This is a genomic window from Thalassospira permensis NBRC 106175 (genome assembly GCF_000714555.1).
In the GTDB taxonomy this organism is placed as follows: Bacteria; Pseudomonadota; Alphaproteobacteria; order Rhodospirillales; family Thalassospiraceae; genus Thalassospira; species Thalassospira xiamenensis.
Window position 1 is genome coordinate 18,986 of sequence record NZ_AUNC01000020.1, and the last position, 17,463, is coordinate 36,448.

Sequence of the window (17,463 nt, forward strand, 5' to 3'; positions counted from 1 at the left end):
TATCTTATTTCAGACGACCGGCTAATGTCACGCCATACCATCAATTTCTGATATGGAACCCCGATCAATGTCGACCGATACACTGCCCGCCGCCGCCAAAACGTCCGATCTCGTCATACGCGATGCCGATCATGCCGACATTGCCGCGATCACCGCAATTTACCGCCACCATGTCCTGACCGGCACCGCCTCGTTCGAAGAAATCCCGCCGTCCGAGACCGAAATCACCAATCGCTTTGATGCCATCCGCGCCAATGGCCTGCCCTATCTGGTCGCCCTGCGCGGTGATGTTATCGTCGGCTATTGCTATGCCAGTCTCTATCGCCCGCGGTCGGCCTATCGCCACACCGTCGAAAATTCGATCTATGTCGCGCCCGATTGCATCGGGCACGGGATCGGTGCGGCCCTGATGGCGGCCCTTCTCGAACGCTGCGAAGCCGGTCCATGGCGGCAGATGGTTGCCGCCATCGGCGATAGCAAAAACCACGCATCCATTGCCCTGCATCGGAAATTCGGCTTCGACATGACCGGGACGTTTCATAATGTCGGCTACAAGTTTGGCACATGGCTGGACTCGGTTCTGATGCAGCGCCCGCTTGGTTCGGATAAGCCGGTCATCCCCGGCCCGGCCGACAAATGATCACCCGCGCACTTGTCATAAAGCTGGGGCTGGGGCAGCTCATCAGTTGGGGGACCGCCTATTATCTGATTGGCAATTTCGGAACCCTGATCGCCCAACATCACGGCTGGTCCGACAGCGTGGTTTATGCCGGTTTCTCGCTAAGCCTCCTGACCATGGCGGTCATATCCCCCTTTTGCGGCAGGATGATCGACCGTCACGGCGGGCGGATCATCATGACGCTGGGGTCCTGCCTCAATGCCCTTGGCTGTCTGATCCTTGCATTCGCCGATCATCAAATTCTGCATTTCATTGGCTGGATCATTCTTGGGCTTGCCATGCGTGCCACCCTTTATGATGCGGCCTTTGCCACCCTCGCCCGGATTGGCGGGCGCGATGCCAGACGGGCGATGGGGCAGATCACGCTTTTTGGCGGCTTGGCCTCAACCGTCTTCTGGCCGCTCGGGCATTTGATCCAGTCGGAATTCGGCATTTCAATCGCCCTTGTCGCCTATGCCGGTTTCGCCCTGCTGACCGTCCCGATGTATGCCGCCATCCCCGATGCCCGACATGGCAAACCTTCGGGAACCACCCTTAATTCCACCGATAATACCAATGACACCAGTAATGCCGATGACCACGGACTGGCAACGCATCAACGCCTGTGCGGCTTTCTGTATGCCGTGATCGTCACCCTGCTCAATGTCGTGAATGCCGCAATGTCGGCCCACATGATCGCGATCCTGATCGGACTTGGCTTAACAACCGCCGCCGCGATCAATGCCGCATCGCTGCGCGGTATCGGCCAATCCGCGGCGCGTGCCGCCGAAATCCTGTTTGGCAAACGCATCGCCCCGGCAAGCCTGACATTGTTTGCCACGGCCGTTTTGCCGCTGTGCTTCGTCCTTGCCTTCTGGGGCGATCAGTTTGCGATTGCCGCCATGACCTTCACCCTGCTTTACGGGGCCGCAAACGGCGTCCTGACAATCACGCGCGGAACCCTTCCCCTGATGATCTTTGGCAATGCCCGCTACGGCCATCAGGTCGGGCGTTTGCTGGTACCGGGATTTATCCTCTCCGCCCTTGCGCCCAGCCTTTACGAACGCGCCATCGCACACTGGGGGCCGACGGGCGCACTCTGGCTTTCCATCGGCCTGCTGGCCTGTGCCTGTGGCGCAGCCATATGGCTTTATCTGCTCTTACGCCCGCAAAGGTCTGAAACCCGCCCTGCGCTGATTGTCCGATAGATATTTCTCATAAAAAAAAGCCCGCAAATCAAATTTGCGGGCCTCACTAGCATCGCGTCGCGTTCAGAACTTCAGGTCTAAGGTAATCATCACATCTGCGCGCTGCGCAGCCGGATCACCGGAAAGGCTCAACCTGCTCGAAAATCTGTCATCAATATCCGCAAGCATTGCGCCCGCGGAAATTTCTGGCGTCCCACGATCAGACAGGCTGGTACCGACATAGGGCGACGCCGTTACGGCAAAGTTTCCATCCCGACCCGTAAACGAAATGCCATAAGCAACCAAACCGCTCAGCGTGTATTCGCGGTAATCATCACGCCCGACCATGCGCGACCCTTCGATTGAGCCCGACAGACCCGTCCCGCCCGAGGCAAACCGCACACCACCGCCAAGGTCAAACGCCCCGGCATCGCCGTTGGTCTGGTCAGTGAAATCGTGGATATAGCCCGCTTTGACATATGGCGTCAGGGACGTCTCGCTTATCTGGAAAGAATAGGCCAGCTCGGCATTCGGCTTTAACTGAACGGTATTGACCGAGGATTCAGCAACCCGGCTACCGTCACTTTCGGTATAGGCAGCAAGCGTATTGCGCGACGTCAACGCACCCAGCCCGCCCGTCACCCGAAACGGGCTATCTGCAATCGGCTGGAAAGTTTGGCGTGCATCAACCTGCAGATACCAGCTCTGGCTGTCGGTGTTTCCCGTCACAGTGCTGTTGCGGCTTCTGGCGACATCCCCGAACGCATAACCCGCAATCGCCGAGAAGGTCAGCATGTCCGACGGTCTATAGATCACATAGGGCGAGAGGTTCCACGTATCCTCTTCGTAAGTGCCGTTCTCAAAGGTGGTCGTAATGTCTGTCTGGGCGTAGCCGACGGACATACCCGCCACCAGTGCGGGCGAAAAACGATAATCCGCACCGACATTGTACCCCCAGACGCTGCCGTCATAACGGCTGTCCTCGCCCGCCCGGTTGCGCGTATTCTCGATATCGGTAAAGGACCCATGCCCCCAGACCGTAATCGGACTTTCGCGAGACAACAGCGTGCGCTGTTCCGGCCCATCCGTCGGACTATCAGCGGCTTGCGCAGCAGCAAGCCGCGATGTATCGAAAGACGCAAGCATCGCCAGCCCGCCCAGGGTTGTGCCCTCCGTGCGCGTTTTCTTGTCCATCGGATCATCAAGCAAGCTTGAGGAAGCAAAACCGAATTGCTGTGTCGGTGTCGTGGTATCTGGCACTGTTCCGAGATCTGGACCGGCTGCCACATTGGCCACCCGCGATCCGAAATTCTGGCCGATGATAACGGACTGCGACCGCGTTACCGAACCTTGAAGCGCGCGCAGGGCGGCGGCCGAGCTCCCCGAGGAGGACGCAGCATCAGCAGTCGTGATTGTTACCGATGCACTGTTGAAGGTCGTACTACCTCCTTCCACTAGCTTATAATTGACGGTCATCCGGATCGTCGCCCCGTTCTCCCCATCAATGGTGACCGTCGCGGTTTCATTATCGGCATCCTCGCGGTCAGTTGTGCAAGCATTACCAGCAGTGGCGTTAAAAGTGCCAATACGACATCCTCTATGCGCGCTGTTGCTGCTGCCACCGCCAGTTCCGATCTCGAATATCTCGTTTGCCGCCAACCTGTTGTCGACTTGGAAGACGATGTCGCGCAATGCGGTGCTGGAGCCAAGACCGTTTGCCGCGACGCAGCTTTTATTACTGTCGTCGTAGATCACATGAGAGGTCGGATCATTGATTGTTGCGGAGAGGTCACAGGTGATTGTCGTCGTTGCCGCAAATGCGTCGCGCCCATCACCGATCATAAGGCCACAAAAGATGGTCGTCGCCAAAAGCAACGACGATGGCAATTTAGCAAATTTAATCATACAGGTCCCCGAACCATTCCGCCCCAAACGGCTTTATCACAAGCAATTCTAAGTTGCATAACAGCCTGGTTAGCTAAAATCCTTATTGCGATCAACCTTTTAATAGCCAAAAAGAACGACGCGCGGTTCCACCACGCGCACACTTTAGGCCCTGTGTCGCTTTTTTAGTCGGGAGTGCATCTTCAACCCACGGTGTCTTAACCGGCCTTCCATGCGGTTTCCAGCATGTCCGAAATCGCCTTGCAAAGATGCCCCGACACGGGCAGGGCGGGCGGAATGTTTTCGGCAATCATCGGACAACGAATCATCCATCAGCACCTTGAACGCATCACGATAATAAATCATGTCATCAATACTCATTCCCGACACATTGGCCATCTGCCCATAACTGGCAGTTCAAACCCCGCCAAGGGCTGGATAAATCAACGCCGCCCCGGAACCCGGCCCCCAAAGCTCTCTTCGCGCACCCGGACCGCAATCCCGGCAGCCAGAACGATCTTCTTGCCTGAATGCGCCCGGCGATCTGATCCGTGCCTTAGTGGATACACCGGTCCTGCATTTCACGGGCTGGATCCCCTCTGGTCTGGTCTCTGCTCTGCTCGGCTCAGGCCCTGCCATGCCTGCCCCGCCATTCCGATGCCGCCTTTGTGACATTGGCCGGGCTTGGCGGACGTGATGCTGCACGGGCAACGGGCAAATCCCCTGCCCGGCCTTCGCATGGTCTGGCGGCCTGGCAGTCTCGCGGCCTGACGGCTTCGCAGCTTGGCCGTCTGGCGATCTGGCATCGACGGAGCTGTCGCACCTGCCGATCTCATCCAGTCGCAATTCGGCCCTGCTGCAACCACAGTCATTGCCATCGCCACCCCTGTCGGGGTTGCCTCACTCGCCTTCCCGAAACTTCTGGCACGTCCCGATGCCCGAAGGACACATTTCTCCCGTCATGATTAACAACCGTTTTCGCCAATTCTCCCCGAAACTTATCGAGGCTATCGGGCGTCACCGCCCGGACGCAAGTCCCCCGTAATGACTTTTCCATCCGCCATCAATGCCCCTGTGGCAACGTCGTCGTCGCCCTGCCGCCCCATCAGATCGCTGAACAATCATCGTCACTTTCCTGTCTTCCCGGCCCGGATAAGCAAAAACCCGCGAAAGCGCATCACGCTTTGCGGGTTTTTGATCCGGGTGCATTTGTCCCGTTGACTTTGCCTTTATGGCACAAATAAAAGAACAAATCAAGAACATTTTTCGGAAAAATTCATTCCCGTGAAAATGGTATATTTTTCAATATATTAGGAAGGCCCGCCCGTAGGATAAATCAGAATAAATCCGACGGGCGGTGATGCTGCCCCGGCCCCATACCAGTCCCGGCATCGGGAATTTTCATGCCGTCATGATGCCGCTGATTTGGCGTAACCGATATCTTTGAGGGCTTCGGCAATTTCCGGCAAAATCCCCGGATCATCAATGGTTGCCGGGGCTTTATATGCCTCCCCATCCGCGATGGATCGCATGGTTTTGCGAAGGATCTTGCCCGACCGGGTTTTGGGCAGACGATCCACGATGGTTGCCTGCTTAAACGCCGCAACCGGCCCGATCTGATCGCGCACCATGGCGACCACTTCCTTGATGATCGCCTCATGCGGGCGGTCCACCCCGGATTTCAGAACCACAAAGCCAAGCGGCAATTGCCCCTTAAGGTCATCATGCACCCCGATCACCGCACATTCGGCAACATCAGGATGCCCCGAAAGCACTTCTTCCATCGCCCCGGTCGACAATCGATGCCCTGCGACATTGATGATGTCATCGGTTCGCGACATCACATAGATATAGCCGTCCTCATCGATAAAACCGGCATCCCCGGTGGCGTAATAGCCCGGAAATTCCTCAAGATAGGCCGACCTGAACCGGTCATCATTCTGCCAAAGGGTCGGAAGCGTCCCCGGCGGCAATGGCAGCTTGGCGACCAGTGCCCCGATCTTGCCACGTTCAAGCGGCTTGCCGCCCTCATCCACCACCTGCACGTCCCAGCCACAGGCCGCGACCGTCGGCGATCCATATTTGATCGGCAGCATTTCAATACCGCGCGGATTGGCACAGATCGACCATCCGGTTTCGGTCTGCCACCAATGGTCGATCACCGGCACGCCAAGACTATCTTCGGCCCAGTGCAGCGTATCGGGGTCTGACCGTTCACCGGCAAGATAAAGCGCCTTGAGGCACGAAAGATCATAATTGGCCATCAACGCGGCCTTGGGGTCATCGCGCTTGATCGCGCGAAACGCGGTTGGTGCGGTAAACAGGACCTTGACCCGATGCTGCGATATCACCCGCCAGAATGCCCCGGCATCCGGCGTTCCAACCGGTTTGCCTTCATACATCACCGTCGTGCATCCGGCCAGAAGCGGCGCATAAACGATATAGGAATGCCCGACGACCCACCCCACATCGGATGCCGCCCAATACACATCACCCGCCTCGACGTCATAGATATTTTTCATCGACCAGTTAAGCGCCACCATATGGCCGCCATTGTCGCGCACAACCCCTTTCGGCTGGCCGGTCGTGCCCGATGTGTACAGCACATAAAGCGGGTCGGTCGCGGCCACCGGCACACAATCAGCCGGGGCGGCCTTGGCACATTCCGCCATCCAGTCAAAATCACGCCCGTCAATCAGGGGGGCCGAACATTGCGCGCGCTGGAACATCAGGACCGTTTCGACCTTGTGCTTCGCCTGATCAATCGCCCGATCCAGAAGCGGCTTGTATTCGATCACCCGCGATCCTTCGATGCCGCAACTGGCACTCAGGATCAGCTTTGGCTTTGCGTCATTGATCCGGGTCGCAAGCTCGTTCGATGCAAAGCCACCAAACACGACCGAATGGATCGCGCCAATGCGCGCACAGGCCAGCATCGCCATCGCCGCCTGCGGGATCATTGGCATATAGATGATCACCCGGTCGCCCTTGGTCACCCCCTTGGCATGCAGGGCCCCGGCAAGGCGCGCAACCTCATCACGCAGTCGGTTATAGGTGAATGTTTCAATCGTATTTGTGACCGGGCTGTCATAAATCAGGGCCGCCTGTTCACCACGACCGTCTTCGATATGACGATCCAGCGCATTAAAACAGGTATTGACCATCCCGCCTTCGAACCAGCGATAAAACGGCGCATTGCTGTCATCAAGCACCCGGTCCCACTTCTTGTACCAGGACAGACTTTCCGCAGCTTCTGCCCAGAAACCTTCCTTGTCCGCGATCGAACGATCATAGATTTCCTGATAGCGACCCGTCATGTGTGAAACTTCCTCCCGCGCGTCTGGATCTTTGCCCAAATATACGCGTCTGGCTTGTGTGCTGCGTTACCGCGACATCATCATCCGCAAATGTTGTGACATCGCCTGCCCGATCTGTATCAAGGGCCAACCCCAAGGCCGCCCTAATTCGGCATCATAATACCGATTTAAATTTCCAATGCCCCTTAGACATTGGTAGAGGGCAGAAAACCGGGATTTATGCGGATTTAAATCAATCCAGAAAACATCTTTCCACGTATGCTGCTTTATGAAGGTCAGAACGCAGAAGGATGCTTACAAGAATGCCGCCTCTCGTTGTGGGCGACAAGCGGAGGCGGCAAAAAATGAAGGAACTGATCCTGTCGTCAGGAGATGCATTTTTCAGGAAATCGGCACAGCCTTACCATCACGCCATGCGGATTTTGCCAGCATCCTCTTGACGGCTAATGGGTTATTCGACTTATCTCGTCCTTGATTTCGAGCTTGCGGCGTTTAATGTCTGCGACACGGGAATTGTCTGGCGCCGGGCGGCGCTGCTCGTAATGGAGTTCCTGCTCAAGTGCAGCATGTTTGGCAGTGAGAGCTTCGACATGGGATTGAACACTCATTCGCCTACTCCTCAGTTCTGACTTTGCCCACACAAAGATGGTAGTAATTCTGTAATATGATTTCCAGTCTTTCGACGACGCAATCGTTCAAATAGTGACCCGGATAACACATAAAATGTCTCAAAAGGATCGACTTATCATTGGCATAACCGGCGCGTCCGGGGTGATTTACGGCATTCGTTTTTTACAGCTGCTGAAAAATTCGCCAATCGAGACCCACCTGATCCTTTCGAAGGCGGCAGAGCGCACAATCGCCTATGAAACCGATTTTAAAATCCGCGATATCAAAGAGTTGGCAGACGTTGTCCATGAAAATGCGGATATCGGTGCCTCAATCGCATCCGGTTCTTTTCGCGCACGCGGCATGGTCATCGCCCCCTGCTCGATGAAGTCCCTGGCCGAGGTCGCAAGCGGAGTCGCCGACAATCTGATCGCACGCGCCGCCGATGTGATGCTCAAGGAACGCCGCCGACTGGTTTTGATGGCGCGTGAAACGCCGTTGCATGCCGGCCACATCCGCAATATGGCACTGGCGACTGAAAACGGTGCGATCATTGCCCCGCCGGTTCCCGCCTTCTATGCACGCCCGCAATCGCTTGATGAAATGGTCACGCAAAGCTGCGGCCGGATCCTTGATCTGTTTGATATTGATCTCCCGGAAACGGCCCGCTGGGGCGACACGGACGCCGAAAACCACATCCCGGTCACCGGCAAACCGCGCAAGACGGATTAAGCTATCAGGCCGCCCTGCGCCTTCGGACTTAACTTCATGCAGGCGCAAAGCTGTTCCAGCGCAGCATCACATTCCGACTGGCTCATCTTAAAGCGGGTCGGCGACAGATAGGCCCGCGCGGGTGCCATCGGATCACCGGCCGGGATGGTTTCAACCGCCTTGCACAGAAGTTCCTGCTCGATACGTTCGGCAGCAACTTCGTCATTCTTGACCTTGCCACGCAGTTTTTGCGCACTGCTCCAATCGGCATTGCGCAAAAAGCGACGGGTATTGCGCAACGGTACAATCACTTGTTCACGCCAGTCCCGCACCGCATTTTCAAGGGCGGATATGCTATGCGGTGCCTGCCCCTTCTGGCCAAGATAGAACATGAACAGCAACATGTTCACATCCAGATCACAACGTTCCTGCAATTCAAGACAAAGCGGCGCAACGCCGTCCCGTCCATACATCTCGACCGTAAAGGCCCAGACTTCCTCTGCGTTCATATCCAACCTGTGCGTTTTTCGTTTTTATAAGCATGCGATCTTTTGATCAGACCGTCTTTGCGGTCCGCGCTGTTTCTGGCGGATGCCCCAGATAGGCACCAAGCCCTTTTGCGGTCGATACCATGGTTCCCTTGGTATCGACAAGACGCGGCCCGACAATCACATCGGCCATCGCAACATCAATCACCTTGCGCTTTGACCAGGCGACGACACGATCAAACCTTTTCTGCGCAATCAGGTCCACCGCATGCACCCCGAAGGCCGATGCAATGACCCGGTCGCGCGGCGATGGAATCCCGCCGCGCTGCACATGGCCAAGCACGGTCACACGGGTTTCCCAGCCGGTTCGTGCGCCCAACTCATCGGCCAACCAATGCCCGATCCCGCCATAACGTATTTTCTGACCATCATCCCCTTGCGTTACCGCCGCACCGTCATCACGCTTGACCGCCTCGGCAACGATCACCAGCGCATGATTGCGTCCACGCTTGCGAATGTTCAGGCAATGCTCGGTCAGGGCATCCAGATCGTAATCCATTTCCGGGATCAGGATCGCATCCGCCCCACCGGCGACCCCGGCAAAAAGGGCAATATGCCCGGCATCGCGCCCCATGACTTCGAGGATCATGATGCGGTCATGGGATGCGGCTGTCGGCTGCAACCGGTCAAGTGCCTCGACCGCCACATTGACCGCCGTGGTAAAGCCGACGGAATATTCCGTCAGTGCCAGATCATTATCAATGGTTTTGGGGATCCCCACCAGATTGATGCCACCCATTTCGGCCAACCGATGCAGGATCGCCATACTGCCATCCCCGCCAACCCCGATCAGGGCATCAAGGCCAAGCTTGTGATACCCGGCAATCACATCGGCGGATCGGTCGGCAAAACTGCCATCAGGCATCGGATAATGGAACGGATCCCCCTTATTCACGGTGCCAAGAATCGTACCGCCCAAACGCAGCATTCCGTCATTATTGACGTAATCGTTCAGATCAATGGCCTGCGGCGGGTCCTGCATCAAACCGTGCGTCCCCTGCCGGATGCCAACCACGTCCCAGCCATAACCAAGTACCGCACGGCGTACAACCGCCAGAATAACCGCATTCAGGCCCGCGCAATCGCCGCCACTGGTCAGAATTCCGATCCGCATCCGTATCCTCCGTCCTATCCGATCTTACTTAACAAAGCAGATTACAAATCATATGGGTTGCCAACCCGAATTCTGATAGTATTACAGGCTCTTCGCGTCGCTAACCAAGCTGGATCAAAAATGGACGAAATCAATCAGATCGCGGTTGAAAAAAGACTGCTGTTTCTGCGCGAGGAACATCGTGATCTCGATATCGCAATCGAACAACTGGCCCACGGGGCCCATCACGATCAGTTGCGGCTGGGGCGCATGAAAAAACGGAAACTCGCCCTAAAGGACGAGATTTTGTATCTCGAGTCGCAACTCGTACCCGACATTATCGCCTGATAAACAATCCGGTGTTTCCGGCAGAACACCCCTTTTGGAAAGACACGAGCGGCACGGCAGGACGCCGTTCTCGCCTCAAAGACCGCTTGGAATACGTTGTAATTGTGCTGATTTCATTTCTTTTTCAGCACGCAGGGCATAGTCGACAGATACCAGCGCTTCTTCGGCGGTTTCCCCCGATTTGACGTGATAAATGCCAAATACCGGAACGATGGTGATGTATTTTCCGTTCCAGAAATAAGGATGCTTTCTTAACCGGCGTGTAATTGCGTCTGCCCGCTGCCAGGCATCCTGTTCATCCATATTGTAAAGCAACGCGATAAAATCGTTGCAGCCAAGATATCCGACCTGATGGGGAGGCATGATGAATTCGGTAATCGTGCGATACAAAAAGGCAAACACCCCTTCCTTGCATCCATGACCGTGACGCTGCAACACATCATCAAGATTGGCAATCTCGCACAGCAACAGCGCGCGCGTCGTTCGATCCGATCCAACCAGCACCATTTCATTTTCAACAATCTGCATAAAACTGGTGCGGCTTAACGCGCCGGTAAATGGATCACGCCCTTCTGCGCGGGCCAGTTCGACCTGATGACGCTGCAATTCGCTCAGATGGTCCGAAAGCCCGTTAACGCGCAGCATCAAGCGCGAAATCGCCCGTTCCACAGCCGGGGTCACCTGTTCATCAGGAATACCCAGAACATCGGCAATATCGTGGATGTTCGCGGCAACAGCCGGTTCGGCATTCAGGATATCGCGATTGACGATATCAACCCGATGCTGATCGGGGTCAGGCGCACCTTTTTTGCGCACCGGCCTGCCATAGGTGTACGCTGCATAGGGATTGGATGGATACCGTCCATCGCCCGCCCCCATTGATGACGGTGTGGCGGCACCGGGTCTGGTGACTTTCATGTCTGCCCTCTCTTGTGCTACCTGCACAGAGACAAAAATTAAGATCAATAACTATAAACCCAAAATACTTATACTTCACTTAAATTATCAACTGTAAGCAAGGATAGTATCCCTACCCTTATAGCTACCCATTCGCAATATTGCGCGCCGTGCAGAATGCTGCGCGAAACGATGTCATATCGCGCCATTGGCGGGCTTGCATGATCACCCTTCCTGCCTATAATGCGGGCCTTCTGATAACGCCCCAAAACGGAGCCGCCAGCATGAGCGATCAAAGCCCGGTCATCGGCATTATCATGGGAAGCCAGTCTGACTGGGAAACCATGAAAAATGCAGCAGATGTCCTCGATGCGCTGCACGTCCCCTACGAAACCAAAATCGTATCAGCCCATCGCACCCCTGATCGCCTGTATGACTATGCCAAATCAGCAAAGTCGCGCGGTCTCAAGGTGATTATTGCCGGTGCTGGTGGTGCGGCCCACCTTCCGGGCATGGCCGCGGCCATGACGCCGCTCCCGGTTCTGGGCGTTCCGGTACAAAGCCGCACGCTTAAAGGCCTTGATAGCCTTCTGTCGATCGTTCAGATGCCGGGCGGCGTTCCGGTCGGAACACTGGCAATCGGTTCGGCCGGGGCAAAGAATGCCGGCCTGATGGCAGCCGGGATCATGGCGCTGATGGATGATGCGCTGGCCGGTCGTCTTGACGACTGGCGCGCACAGCAAACCGATGCGGTTGCCGATGAACCGGTCGATCCCGCACCGTAATGCATCAAGCGCGCCCGAACGGGCGCGTTTTTCTTTGGCATCATTCAGGTCAATGATGCCCGCCCCAACCGGGGAATGTGAAGGAATTCGAGGAATAAATGACGCAGGATTTCGCGACACGCATCATCGCACCGGGCAGCACGATTGGCATCATGGGCAATGGCCAGCTTGGCCGGATGGCGGCCCTGTGCGCTGCCGAACTCGGTTACAAGGTTCATGTTTTCGGCCCCGGCACAGACAGCCCGACCGAACAGGTCTGTGCCAAGGCAACAATTGCCGATTACACCGATCTCGATGCGCTTCGTGCCTTTGCCGCCGATGTTGATGTCGTGACGTTTGAATTTGAAAACGTGCCGCATGACAGCGTGAAACTGTTATCCGAACTGGTGCCGGTCCGTCCGGGCTGGAAATGCCTGCATCTGTCGCAGAACCGTCTGCGTGAAAAGACCTTCTGCAATGAAAACGGCATCGGCACGGCACCTTTTGCCGCCGTCCGTTCGCTTGCCGATCTTGAGGCCGCTGTTGCCAAACTTGGCCGCCCCGCCGTTCTTAAGACCACCGAAATGGGGTATGACGGAAAGGGGCAGGTCAAAATAACTGACGAAACCAGCCTTGCCGACGCATGGGCGGAAATGAACGGTGCCGAGGCCATCCTTGAGGGCTTCATCTCGTTCGAGCGTGAAATCTCGGTCATTGTCGCGCGCGGGGTCAAGGGGGACACCGCCTGCTTCTGCCCGGTTGAAAATGTGCATACCAATCACATTCTTGATGTCACCATCGCCCCGGCGAAAATTCCCGCCGATCTTGCCCGAAAGGCCGAGGACATCGCCACCCGTCTGGTCGAGGCGATGGAATTTGTCGGCTTGCTGGCGGTCGAGATGTTTGTGACCACTGATGGCGACGTTCTGGTAAACGAAGTTGCCCCGCGCCCGCACAATTCCGGCCACTGGACGATTGATGCCTGTGTCACCAGCCAGTTTGAACAGTTCATCCGTGCTGTTTGCGGATTGCCGTTGGGCAATCCGGCCCACCATTCAAATGCCCGGATGAAGAACCTTCTGGGCCATGACATTGATGACTGGCAGGCAATTTTGGCCGAGCCGGATGCAAAACTGCACCTTTATGGCAAGGCCGAAGCCAAAGCCGGGCGCAAGATGGGTCACGTCACCTGGGTCCTGCCCAAAGAGGACTGATATCCATCCAAGTGCAATTTATGCCAATGCCCCGAACCATGCTGGTTTCGGGGCATTTTTCATTGGATCACAGATGCTTCGCCTGGCAGGCAGTTTCTTCCTGCCAAACTGGCATTGCGCTTGCTGATATCCCGTCAGGAAATACTTTTCGGGTAACAGGCGTGATGAAAAAACTTCTTCTCATCCTTGCAGTCATAGCCGGCTTTGCATCAGCCACCGGCACAAATAACGCCGCCCACGCCGCACCGGGGGCCGCGGGTTTCCCGGATGTACTGCAAGGCGATCAGCTTCGGTTCGGCAATATGATTGTCGAACTGTTTGGCATCCGCGCCCCGCGACCGGGCATGATCTGCCGGGCGGGCAGTGTCGAGTTTCAATGCGGGGCCGCCGCCGCACAGGCACTTGACCGCATCATTGAAAATTATGCCATCGCCTGCCAGCAGGTTTCAGATTCCCAGCTATTCCCGATGCTGACCGAATGCCGCATGGGTCAGACCGACATCAACCGTTTGCTGCTGCGCGCGGGTTGGGCAATTGTCGATATGAACAGTTGCGATGGCAACCCGAACTGCCTGACCTATCTGGGGGATCAGGCCCATGCCAAGGAAAACCGCAAAGGCATGTGGATGGGTGACCTGCCCTATGAACTGGTTGCATTGGCCGCCAAACCAAAGCCGATTGATATCGACAACGCCAATGGCGAAACGGAAGTCGCCAACGACAACGGTGCACCGTTCAGCATCAATCTTGCCGCCGAAATGGAACAGGCGAACAAGCCCGACACGACGCTTCTGAGCTTTCTGATGCGCTAGACGCAGTCACACCAGTCTTGTCCCCAAAGTCCTCCCTAACGCAAAACGCCGCCTGATATGCAGGGCGGCGTTTTGTCTATGGGATATAAATCTGAGCCGGTCTATGCGCCGAACTGGCGACGGACCCGCCCCGGCGTTGGCATGCATTTGGCCAGCTTCGCACCAAGCTTGAACGGGGTTGCCGCGAATTTCCCGGCCTTTTTGACCGTGCCGGTGATTTTTGGGATTTGCATGACATTGCCGATCCGGCGATCCAGAAAGGCCCAGCTATCTGCGTGACCTTCGGTTTTGTCATCCAGCCAGTAGGCAAGGGTTGAACCATAAACCCCCGCCAGCAACATCCGCTTGGTGTACCAATTGTGATCGGTCGATGTATCACCGGCCGCGATCCACATCTTATCCACCGTGCCATGCGTCAGCTTAAGGCCAAGCGGGACGTTTTGCGGCAATGCCAGATAGGAAAGGGCTGCCCGCACCGTATCCTTTTCATGTTCCACCAGCGACAGTCGGGTTTTGACCGCAGTGGCAATCCGTTCGCGGATTTTCATCGATGGCAGATCAAGCTTGTCGAGTTCCTCGACCATTTTGCGATCTGTCATCTCGACATAGGTAATGATGGCCTGTCGAATGCCCCCGGGCAAAAGACGATCCACCTCGCCCGGTGCAAGTTCAAGGTCCTCGGCACCGCTTCGAAGGGCGGCCATGCTCCAGCCGTCAAACGGGATATGTTGAAGTGCCGCCGCAACCAGCGCCTCGCGCTGCGTACGCAGGCGGTTCATGCTTTCGGAAACGGTCATTTCAGGCCTCCTTGCTTTCGTCATTGGCAGCATCATCGGAACTGTCAGCAGATGATGCCCCCTGTCTGAGGGGCGTCTCGGGCGGGTTGTCGCGCAACTCGTCGGCAAAGCCCAGCAACGTCATGTCTTCCATACGTTCGGGATACATCACCCCGATCAAATGATCATATTCATGCTGAACCACGCGCGCATGGAATCCACCGGCAATGCGTTCAACGTCCTTGCCATATTCATCTAACCCGCGGTAACGGATTTTGTTCCAGCGCGGCACCACGCCCTGCAACCCCGGAATGGACAGACATCCTTCCCAGCCATCGACGATTTCATCGCCAATCGCCTCTATTTCCGGATTGATCAGCACGCTTAACGGCACTTCCGCATCGTCGGGATCATCGCTTTTGCGAAAGGCCGGGACATAAAAGACCATGATCGCCTTGGACTGAAACACCTGTGGCGCCGCAAGGCCAACGCCTCCGGCATCCTTCATGGTTTCCTTCATATCCACGATTAAACGCTGGATTTCGGGATCAAGCGGGTTTTCGACCCGGTCCGCGACCCTGCGCAGAACCGGGTGGCCCATCCGGGCAATTTTAAGGATCGACATGGCTCTATATCCAACCAAAACGCCCCGACTGTAAAGCCCCTACGCATGATCCGCCGCCTAATGAGCCGACAAAACCAGCGTCTGTAGCGGCCAGAGCAGCGCCTGAATACGCAGGAGTAAGGCATGCACGATCCCGACCGTCTGCACCATATGCAGGAACAACCATTCGCCCGTACCGATTTCCGGGTTTTCAAGCTGATCATGGGTATTGGTATAGGCATTGGCAACGCACTGGCTGCCCCTTGGCACATCCTTGATCTGCTCAGGATAAAGCGGGATCATTTTGGCAAGGAACGTACCCGGTACGGCCCGTTCCGAGATATCTAGCAATCTGTCTGTCGGGCGGAACTGACCGGCAGCAATCACCGGTTGCACGCTGGTTACCAACATCGGGATGACTTCAAACGGCAGCGACGCACACGACATTTCCGCAAGAATCCCGGCTTTGACAACCTGGGCGGAAACCTGCTGAAAACCGGCTTGGAATATGACCTCCTTGGGTTCGGCTGGTATAAGGATACCGGCCGGACGTAACAACGGATTGACGATATCACCGATCTGCAATGCAAATTGCTGTATCACGCCATCGACACCGGCCCGGACAACGGTTTTGCCAAGGGCAACCTCGGCCGAACGAAGCGACGCTTCCGCGCTGGCAAGCTGGGCTGGCAGAAGGGTTTCCATTCTGGTTTCGACGGCATTGACATTGGCCTTGGCCGCATTAACCGATCCCTGTCGTGTGGTTAAGGCCACTTCAAGCCGTTCGACCTCCCGCCGGGAAACCGCATTGGTACCGCGTGACAAAAGATCAGCCTTGACCGCCAATTCCTCGCGCACCTGCTCATACGCCCCTTGCGCTTCTTCAAGATTGCCGTTCGCCACCGCAAGATCAGCCTGCGTTACCGCCATCTGCGCACGGATTTCCTGCACCTGCTGCCGGGCGATTTCGACCGCCTCGGTTTCTGTCCGGTCATCAAGGCGGAATAACGGTTCGCCCGATTTTACCTGATCATCGTTATCGACATAAATCTCGACCACCCGGCCATTTTTCTCCGGCAAGATGGTCAGGGTCCGATAGAACGACGCAACGTTATGACTTGACGGGTGGTAATAAAAAATCAGCGTAATCAGCGAAATTGTCAGGATCGCACAGCCGACAATCCCGTAGCGCAGCTCATACCAGACCGAAAACAGCGTAATTTCCTTGCCAATGCGCTTGCCTTGCCGATATCGGCGAATCAAGTAATCAGGCAGGATCGTAAAAATGGAACATAGCATAAGTTCAAACATCTTTACGGCCCTCCTGCACATTCATATCGGCGGAGATCGTCGATGCGTCACCATCGGTGACCGGCTTTGGCCCGGTGGATTCGCTCATTACCCCCTTTTCCCGTGCCATGGCCTTCACGGCATCAGCAATCGCATTAATCGGGGTGTAAAAATCGGGAACCTGAACCACGGCAATCACCAAAGCCGCCAGCCAGAACAGGTTGTTATGGGTAAACAGCGCCAGAAGCGTCAGGATACTGATAAGCTGGATCTGGGTGTGATTGGCATGATGGGCCAACCGTTCAGGCAGGGCATGCAGGCTCAGATAAAGAGCCCCCAACCCAAACACCCCCAGAACGACAGACCAGACAACAATCATGAACAACACATCCGACTGTCCGGGCCCGGTAATGAAGAACGGCGCATGTGCAATTGCCGTCTCTCGCAATGAGCTTTCCATGTGCAAATATCCCACCGTTATGAGGGCTCTGCGCGGATGCAAACCTACGCCACCGGCGGCATACCCAAACTCACCCCCAGCGATAAGCCCAATTTTGTCAAAGCATTATATCAACTTTTGAGATTTTTTCGGACATACAATTCGCGCAAAGCGCAACACCACAAACCCAGAGTCTGGAAATTCGTGTTTTGCCTTGGCGTTTTGCGCCTTTGGCTCAACAAACGCCAAAGGCGAATATCTCCTTCCCTCTTTTCTTTTGCTCCGCTTTGGACTATATAAAGCCCACGGTCA

17 protein-coding genes are annotated in these 17,463 nt (G+C 56.0%); 7 read left to right on the plus strand and 10 right to left on the minus strand.

The features are described 5' to 3' along the window. The first annotated feature begins 67 nt into the window (after positions 1-67). Together SMB34_RS11200 and SMB34_RS11205 are read left to right on the plus strand one after the other, a co-directional pair. On the plus strand, positions 68-640 hold the full coding sequence (locus SMB34_RS11200; RefSeq protein WP_037990161.1) for a GNAT family N-acetyltransferase: 573 nt from the start codon (positions 68-70) through the stop codon (positions 638-640). Then, the gene (locus tag SMB34_RS11205) at positions 637-1,866 is read left to right on the plus strand and encodes an MFS transporter (protein WP_037990164.1); all 1,230 of its coding nucleotides are present in this window, start codon (positions 637-639) and stop codon (positions 1,864-1,866) included. Before SMB34_RS11200 ends, SMB34_RS11205 begins: the two co-directional genes overlap by 4 nt. Before the next feature lie 63 nt (positions 1,867-1,929). On the opposite strand, the gene SMB34_RS11210 is transcribed toward SMB34_RS11205, so the two are convergent. The 3 genes from SMB34_RS11210 to SMB34_RS20895 all read right to left on the minus strand — a co-directional run bounded on the left by SMB34_RS11210 (position 1,930) and on the right by SMB34_RS20895 (position 7,654). Continuing rightward, positions 1,930-3,750, minus strand: coding sequence for an autotransporter family protein (locus tag SMB34_RS11210; RefSeq protein WP_037990165.1), 1,821 nt, complete (start codon positions 3,748-3,750; stop codon positions 1,930-1,932). Between the two features lie 1,388 nt (positions 3,751-5,138). Further along, a complete protein-coding gene (locus tag SMB34_RS11215) occupies positions 5,139-7,085 on the minus strand; it encodes a propionyl-CoA synthetase (RefSeq protein ID WP_276202147.1) in 1,947 nt (648 codons plus the stop codon). 404 nt (positions 7,086-7,489) lie between these two features. Then, the gene (locus SMB34_RS20895) at positions 7,490-7,654 is read right to left on the minus strand and encodes a YdcH family protein (protein ID WP_007091085.1); all 165 of its coding nucleotides are present in this window, start codon (positions 7,652-7,654) and stop codon (positions 7,490-7,492) included. A 115-nt stretch (positions 7,655-7,769) separates the two neighbouring features. Here SMB34_RS20895 and SMB34_RS11225 point away from each other — a divergent pair, with 115 nt between their 5' ends. Then, complete coding sequence (locus SMB34_RS11225) at positions 7,770-8,387, plus strand: UbiX family flavin prenyltransferase (RefSeq protein ID WP_037990171.1); 618 nt, start codon at positions 7,770-7,772, stop codon at positions 8,385-8,387. On the opposite strand, the gene SMB34_RS11230 is transcribed toward SMB34_RS11225, so the two are convergent. Next, the gene (locus SMB34_RS11230; RefSeq protein ID WP_037990174.1) at positions 8,384-8,875 is read right to left on the minus strand and encodes a TIGR02444 family protein; all 492 of its coding nucleotides are present in this window, start codon (positions 8,873-8,875) and stop codon (positions 8,384-8,386) included. The genes SMB34_RS11225 and SMB34_RS11230 overlap by 4 nt on opposite strands. 46 nt (positions 8,876-8,921) lie before the next feature. After that, positions 8,922-10,028 (minus strand): ATP-dependent 6-phosphofructokinase, encoded by a 1,107-nt coding sequence (locus tag SMB34_RS11235; protein WP_007091088.1) that lies wholly within the window; start codon positions 10,026-10,028, stop codon positions 8,922-8,924. A gap of 120 nt (positions 10,029-10,148) precedes the next feature. Between SMB34_RS11235 and SMB34_RS11240 the strand changes: the two genes are divergently transcribed. Then, a complete protein-coding gene (locus SMB34_RS11240) occupies positions 10,149-10,355 on the plus strand; it encodes a YdcH family protein (RefSeq protein ID WP_007091089.1) in 207 nt (68 codons plus the stop codon). A gap of 75 nt (positions 10,356-10,430) precedes the next feature. Here SMB34_RS11240 and SMB34_RS11245 read toward each other — a convergent pair whose 3' ends face one another. Then, positions 10,431-11,273, minus strand: a complete 843-nt coding sequence (locus SMB34_RS11245) for a GGDEF domain-containing protein (RefSeq protein WP_037990177.1) — start codon at positions 11,271-11,273, stop codon at positions 10,431-10,433. Positions 11,274-11,536: 263 nt separating this feature from the next. Between SMB34_RS11245 and purE the strand changes: the two genes are divergently transcribed. The 3 genes from purE to SMB34_RS11260 all read left to right on the plus strand — a co-directional run bounded on the left by purE (position 11,537) and on the right by SMB34_RS11260 (position 14,042). Then, the gene (purE, locus tag SMB34_RS11250; protein ID WP_037990226.1) at positions 11,537-12,037 is read left to right on the plus strand and encodes a 5-(carboxyamino)imidazole ribonucleotide mutase; all 501 of its coding nucleotides are present in this window, start codon (positions 11,537-11,539) and stop codon (positions 12,035-12,037) included. Between the two features lie 98 nt (positions 12,038-12,135). Then, a complete protein-coding gene (locus SMB34_RS11255; RefSeq protein ID WP_037990180.1) occupies positions 12,136-13,230 on the plus strand; it encodes a 5-(carboxyamino)imidazole ribonucleotide synthase in 1,095 nt (364 codons plus the stop codon). Positions 13,231-13,394: 164 nt separating this feature from the next. Beyond that, complete coding sequence (locus tag SMB34_RS11260) at positions 13,395-14,042, plus strand: thermonuclease family protein (protein ID WP_037990184.1); 648 nt, start codon at positions 13,395-13,397, stop codon at positions 14,040-14,042. 101 nt (positions 14,043-14,143) lie between these two features. On the opposite strand, the gene SMB34_RS11265 is transcribed toward SMB34_RS11260, so the two are convergent. From SMB34_RS11265 to SMB34_RS11280, 4 genes are read right to left on the minus strand one after another with little or no spacing between them, the layout of a single operon-like run. Next, positions 14,144-14,839, minus strand: a complete 696-nt coding sequence (locus tag SMB34_RS11265; protein WP_037990186.1) for a COQ9 family protein — start codon at positions 14,837-14,839, stop codon at positions 14,144-14,146. A 1-nt stretch (position 14,840) separates the two neighbouring features. After that, positions 14,841-15,443, minus strand: a complete 603-nt coding sequence (def, locus tag SMB34_RS11270) for a peptide deformylase (protein WP_037990189.1) — start codon at positions 15,441-15,443, stop codon at positions 14,841-14,843. Positions 15,444-15,500: 57 nt separating this feature from the next. After that, complete coding sequence (locus tag SMB34_RS11275; RefSeq protein WP_037990192.1) at positions 15,501-16,733, minus strand: HlyD family secretion protein; 1,233 nt, start codon at positions 16,731-16,733, stop codon at positions 15,501-15,503. After that, entirely contained in the window at positions 16,726-17,172 is a 447-nt protein-coding gene (locus SMB34_RS11280) for a hypothetical protein (RefSeq protein WP_007091097.1), read from the minus strand. Before SMB34_RS11280 ends, SMB34_RS11275 begins: the two co-directional genes overlap by 8 nt. Between the last annotated feature and the right edge of the window lie 291 nt (positions 17,173-17,463).

Coding starts and splice junctions, on each gene's coding strand:
- SMB34_RS11210 (WP_037990165.1), bottom strand. CDS start 3,750: ATGATTAAATTTGCTAAATTGCCATCGTCGTTGCTTTTGGCGACGACC.
- SMB34_RS11265 (WP_037990186.1), bottom strand. CDS start 14,839: ATGACCGTTTCCGAAAGCATGAACCGCCTGCGTACGCAGCGCGAGGCG.
- def (WP_037990189.1), bottom strand. CDS start 15,443: ATGTCGATCCTTAAAATTGCCCGGATGGGCCACCCGGTTCTGCGCAGG.
- SMB34_RS11225 (WP_037990171.1), top strand. CDS start 7,770: ATGTCTCAAAAGGATCGACTTATCATTGGCATAACCGGCGCGTCCGGG.
- SMB34_RS11260 (WP_037990184.1), top strand. CDS start 13,395: ATGAAAAAACTTCTTCTCATCCTTGCAGTCATAGCCGGCTTTGCATCA.
- SMB34_RS11235 (WP_007091088.1), bottom strand. CDS start 10,028: ATGCGGATCGGAATTCTGACCAGTGGCGGCGATTGCGCGGGCCTGAAT.
- SMB34_RS11205 (WP_037990164.1), top strand. CDS start 637: ATGATCACCCGCGCACTTGTCATAAAGCTGGGGCTGGGGCAGCTCATC.
- SMB34_RS11280 (WP_007091097.1), bottom strand. CDS start 17,172: ATGGAAAGCTCATTGCGAGAGACGGCAATTGCACATGCGCCGTTCTTC.
- SMB34_RS11230 (WP_037990174.1), bottom strand. CDS start 8,875: ATGAACGCAGAGGAAGTCTGGGCCTTTACGGTCGAGATGTATGGACGG.
- SMB34_RS11245 (WP_037990177.1), bottom strand. CDS start 11,273: ATGAAAGTCACCAGACCCGGTGCCGCCACACCGTCATCAATGGGGGCG.
- SMB34_RS11275 (WP_037990192.1), bottom strand. CDS start 16,733: ATGTTTGAACTTATGCTATGTTCCATTTTTACGATCCTGCCTGATTAC.
- purE (WP_037990226.1), top strand. CDS start 11,537: ATGAGCGATCAAAGCCCGGTCATCGGCATTATCATGGGAAGCCAGTCT.
- SMB34_RS11255 (WP_037990180.1), top strand. CDS start 12,136: ATGACGCAGGATTTCGCGACACGCATCATCGCACCGGGCAGCACGATT.
- SMB34_RS20895 (WP_007091085.1), bottom strand. CDS start 7,654: ATGAGTGTTCAATCCCATGTCGAAGCTCTCACTGCCAAACATGCTGCA.
- SMB34_RS11240 (WP_007091089.1), top strand. CDS start 10,149: ATGGACGAAATCAATCAGATCGCGGTTGAAAAAAGACTGCTGTTTCTG.
- SMB34_RS11200 (WP_037990161.1), top strand. CDS start 68: ATGTCGACCGATACACTGCCCGCCGCCGCCAAAACGTCCGATCTCGTC.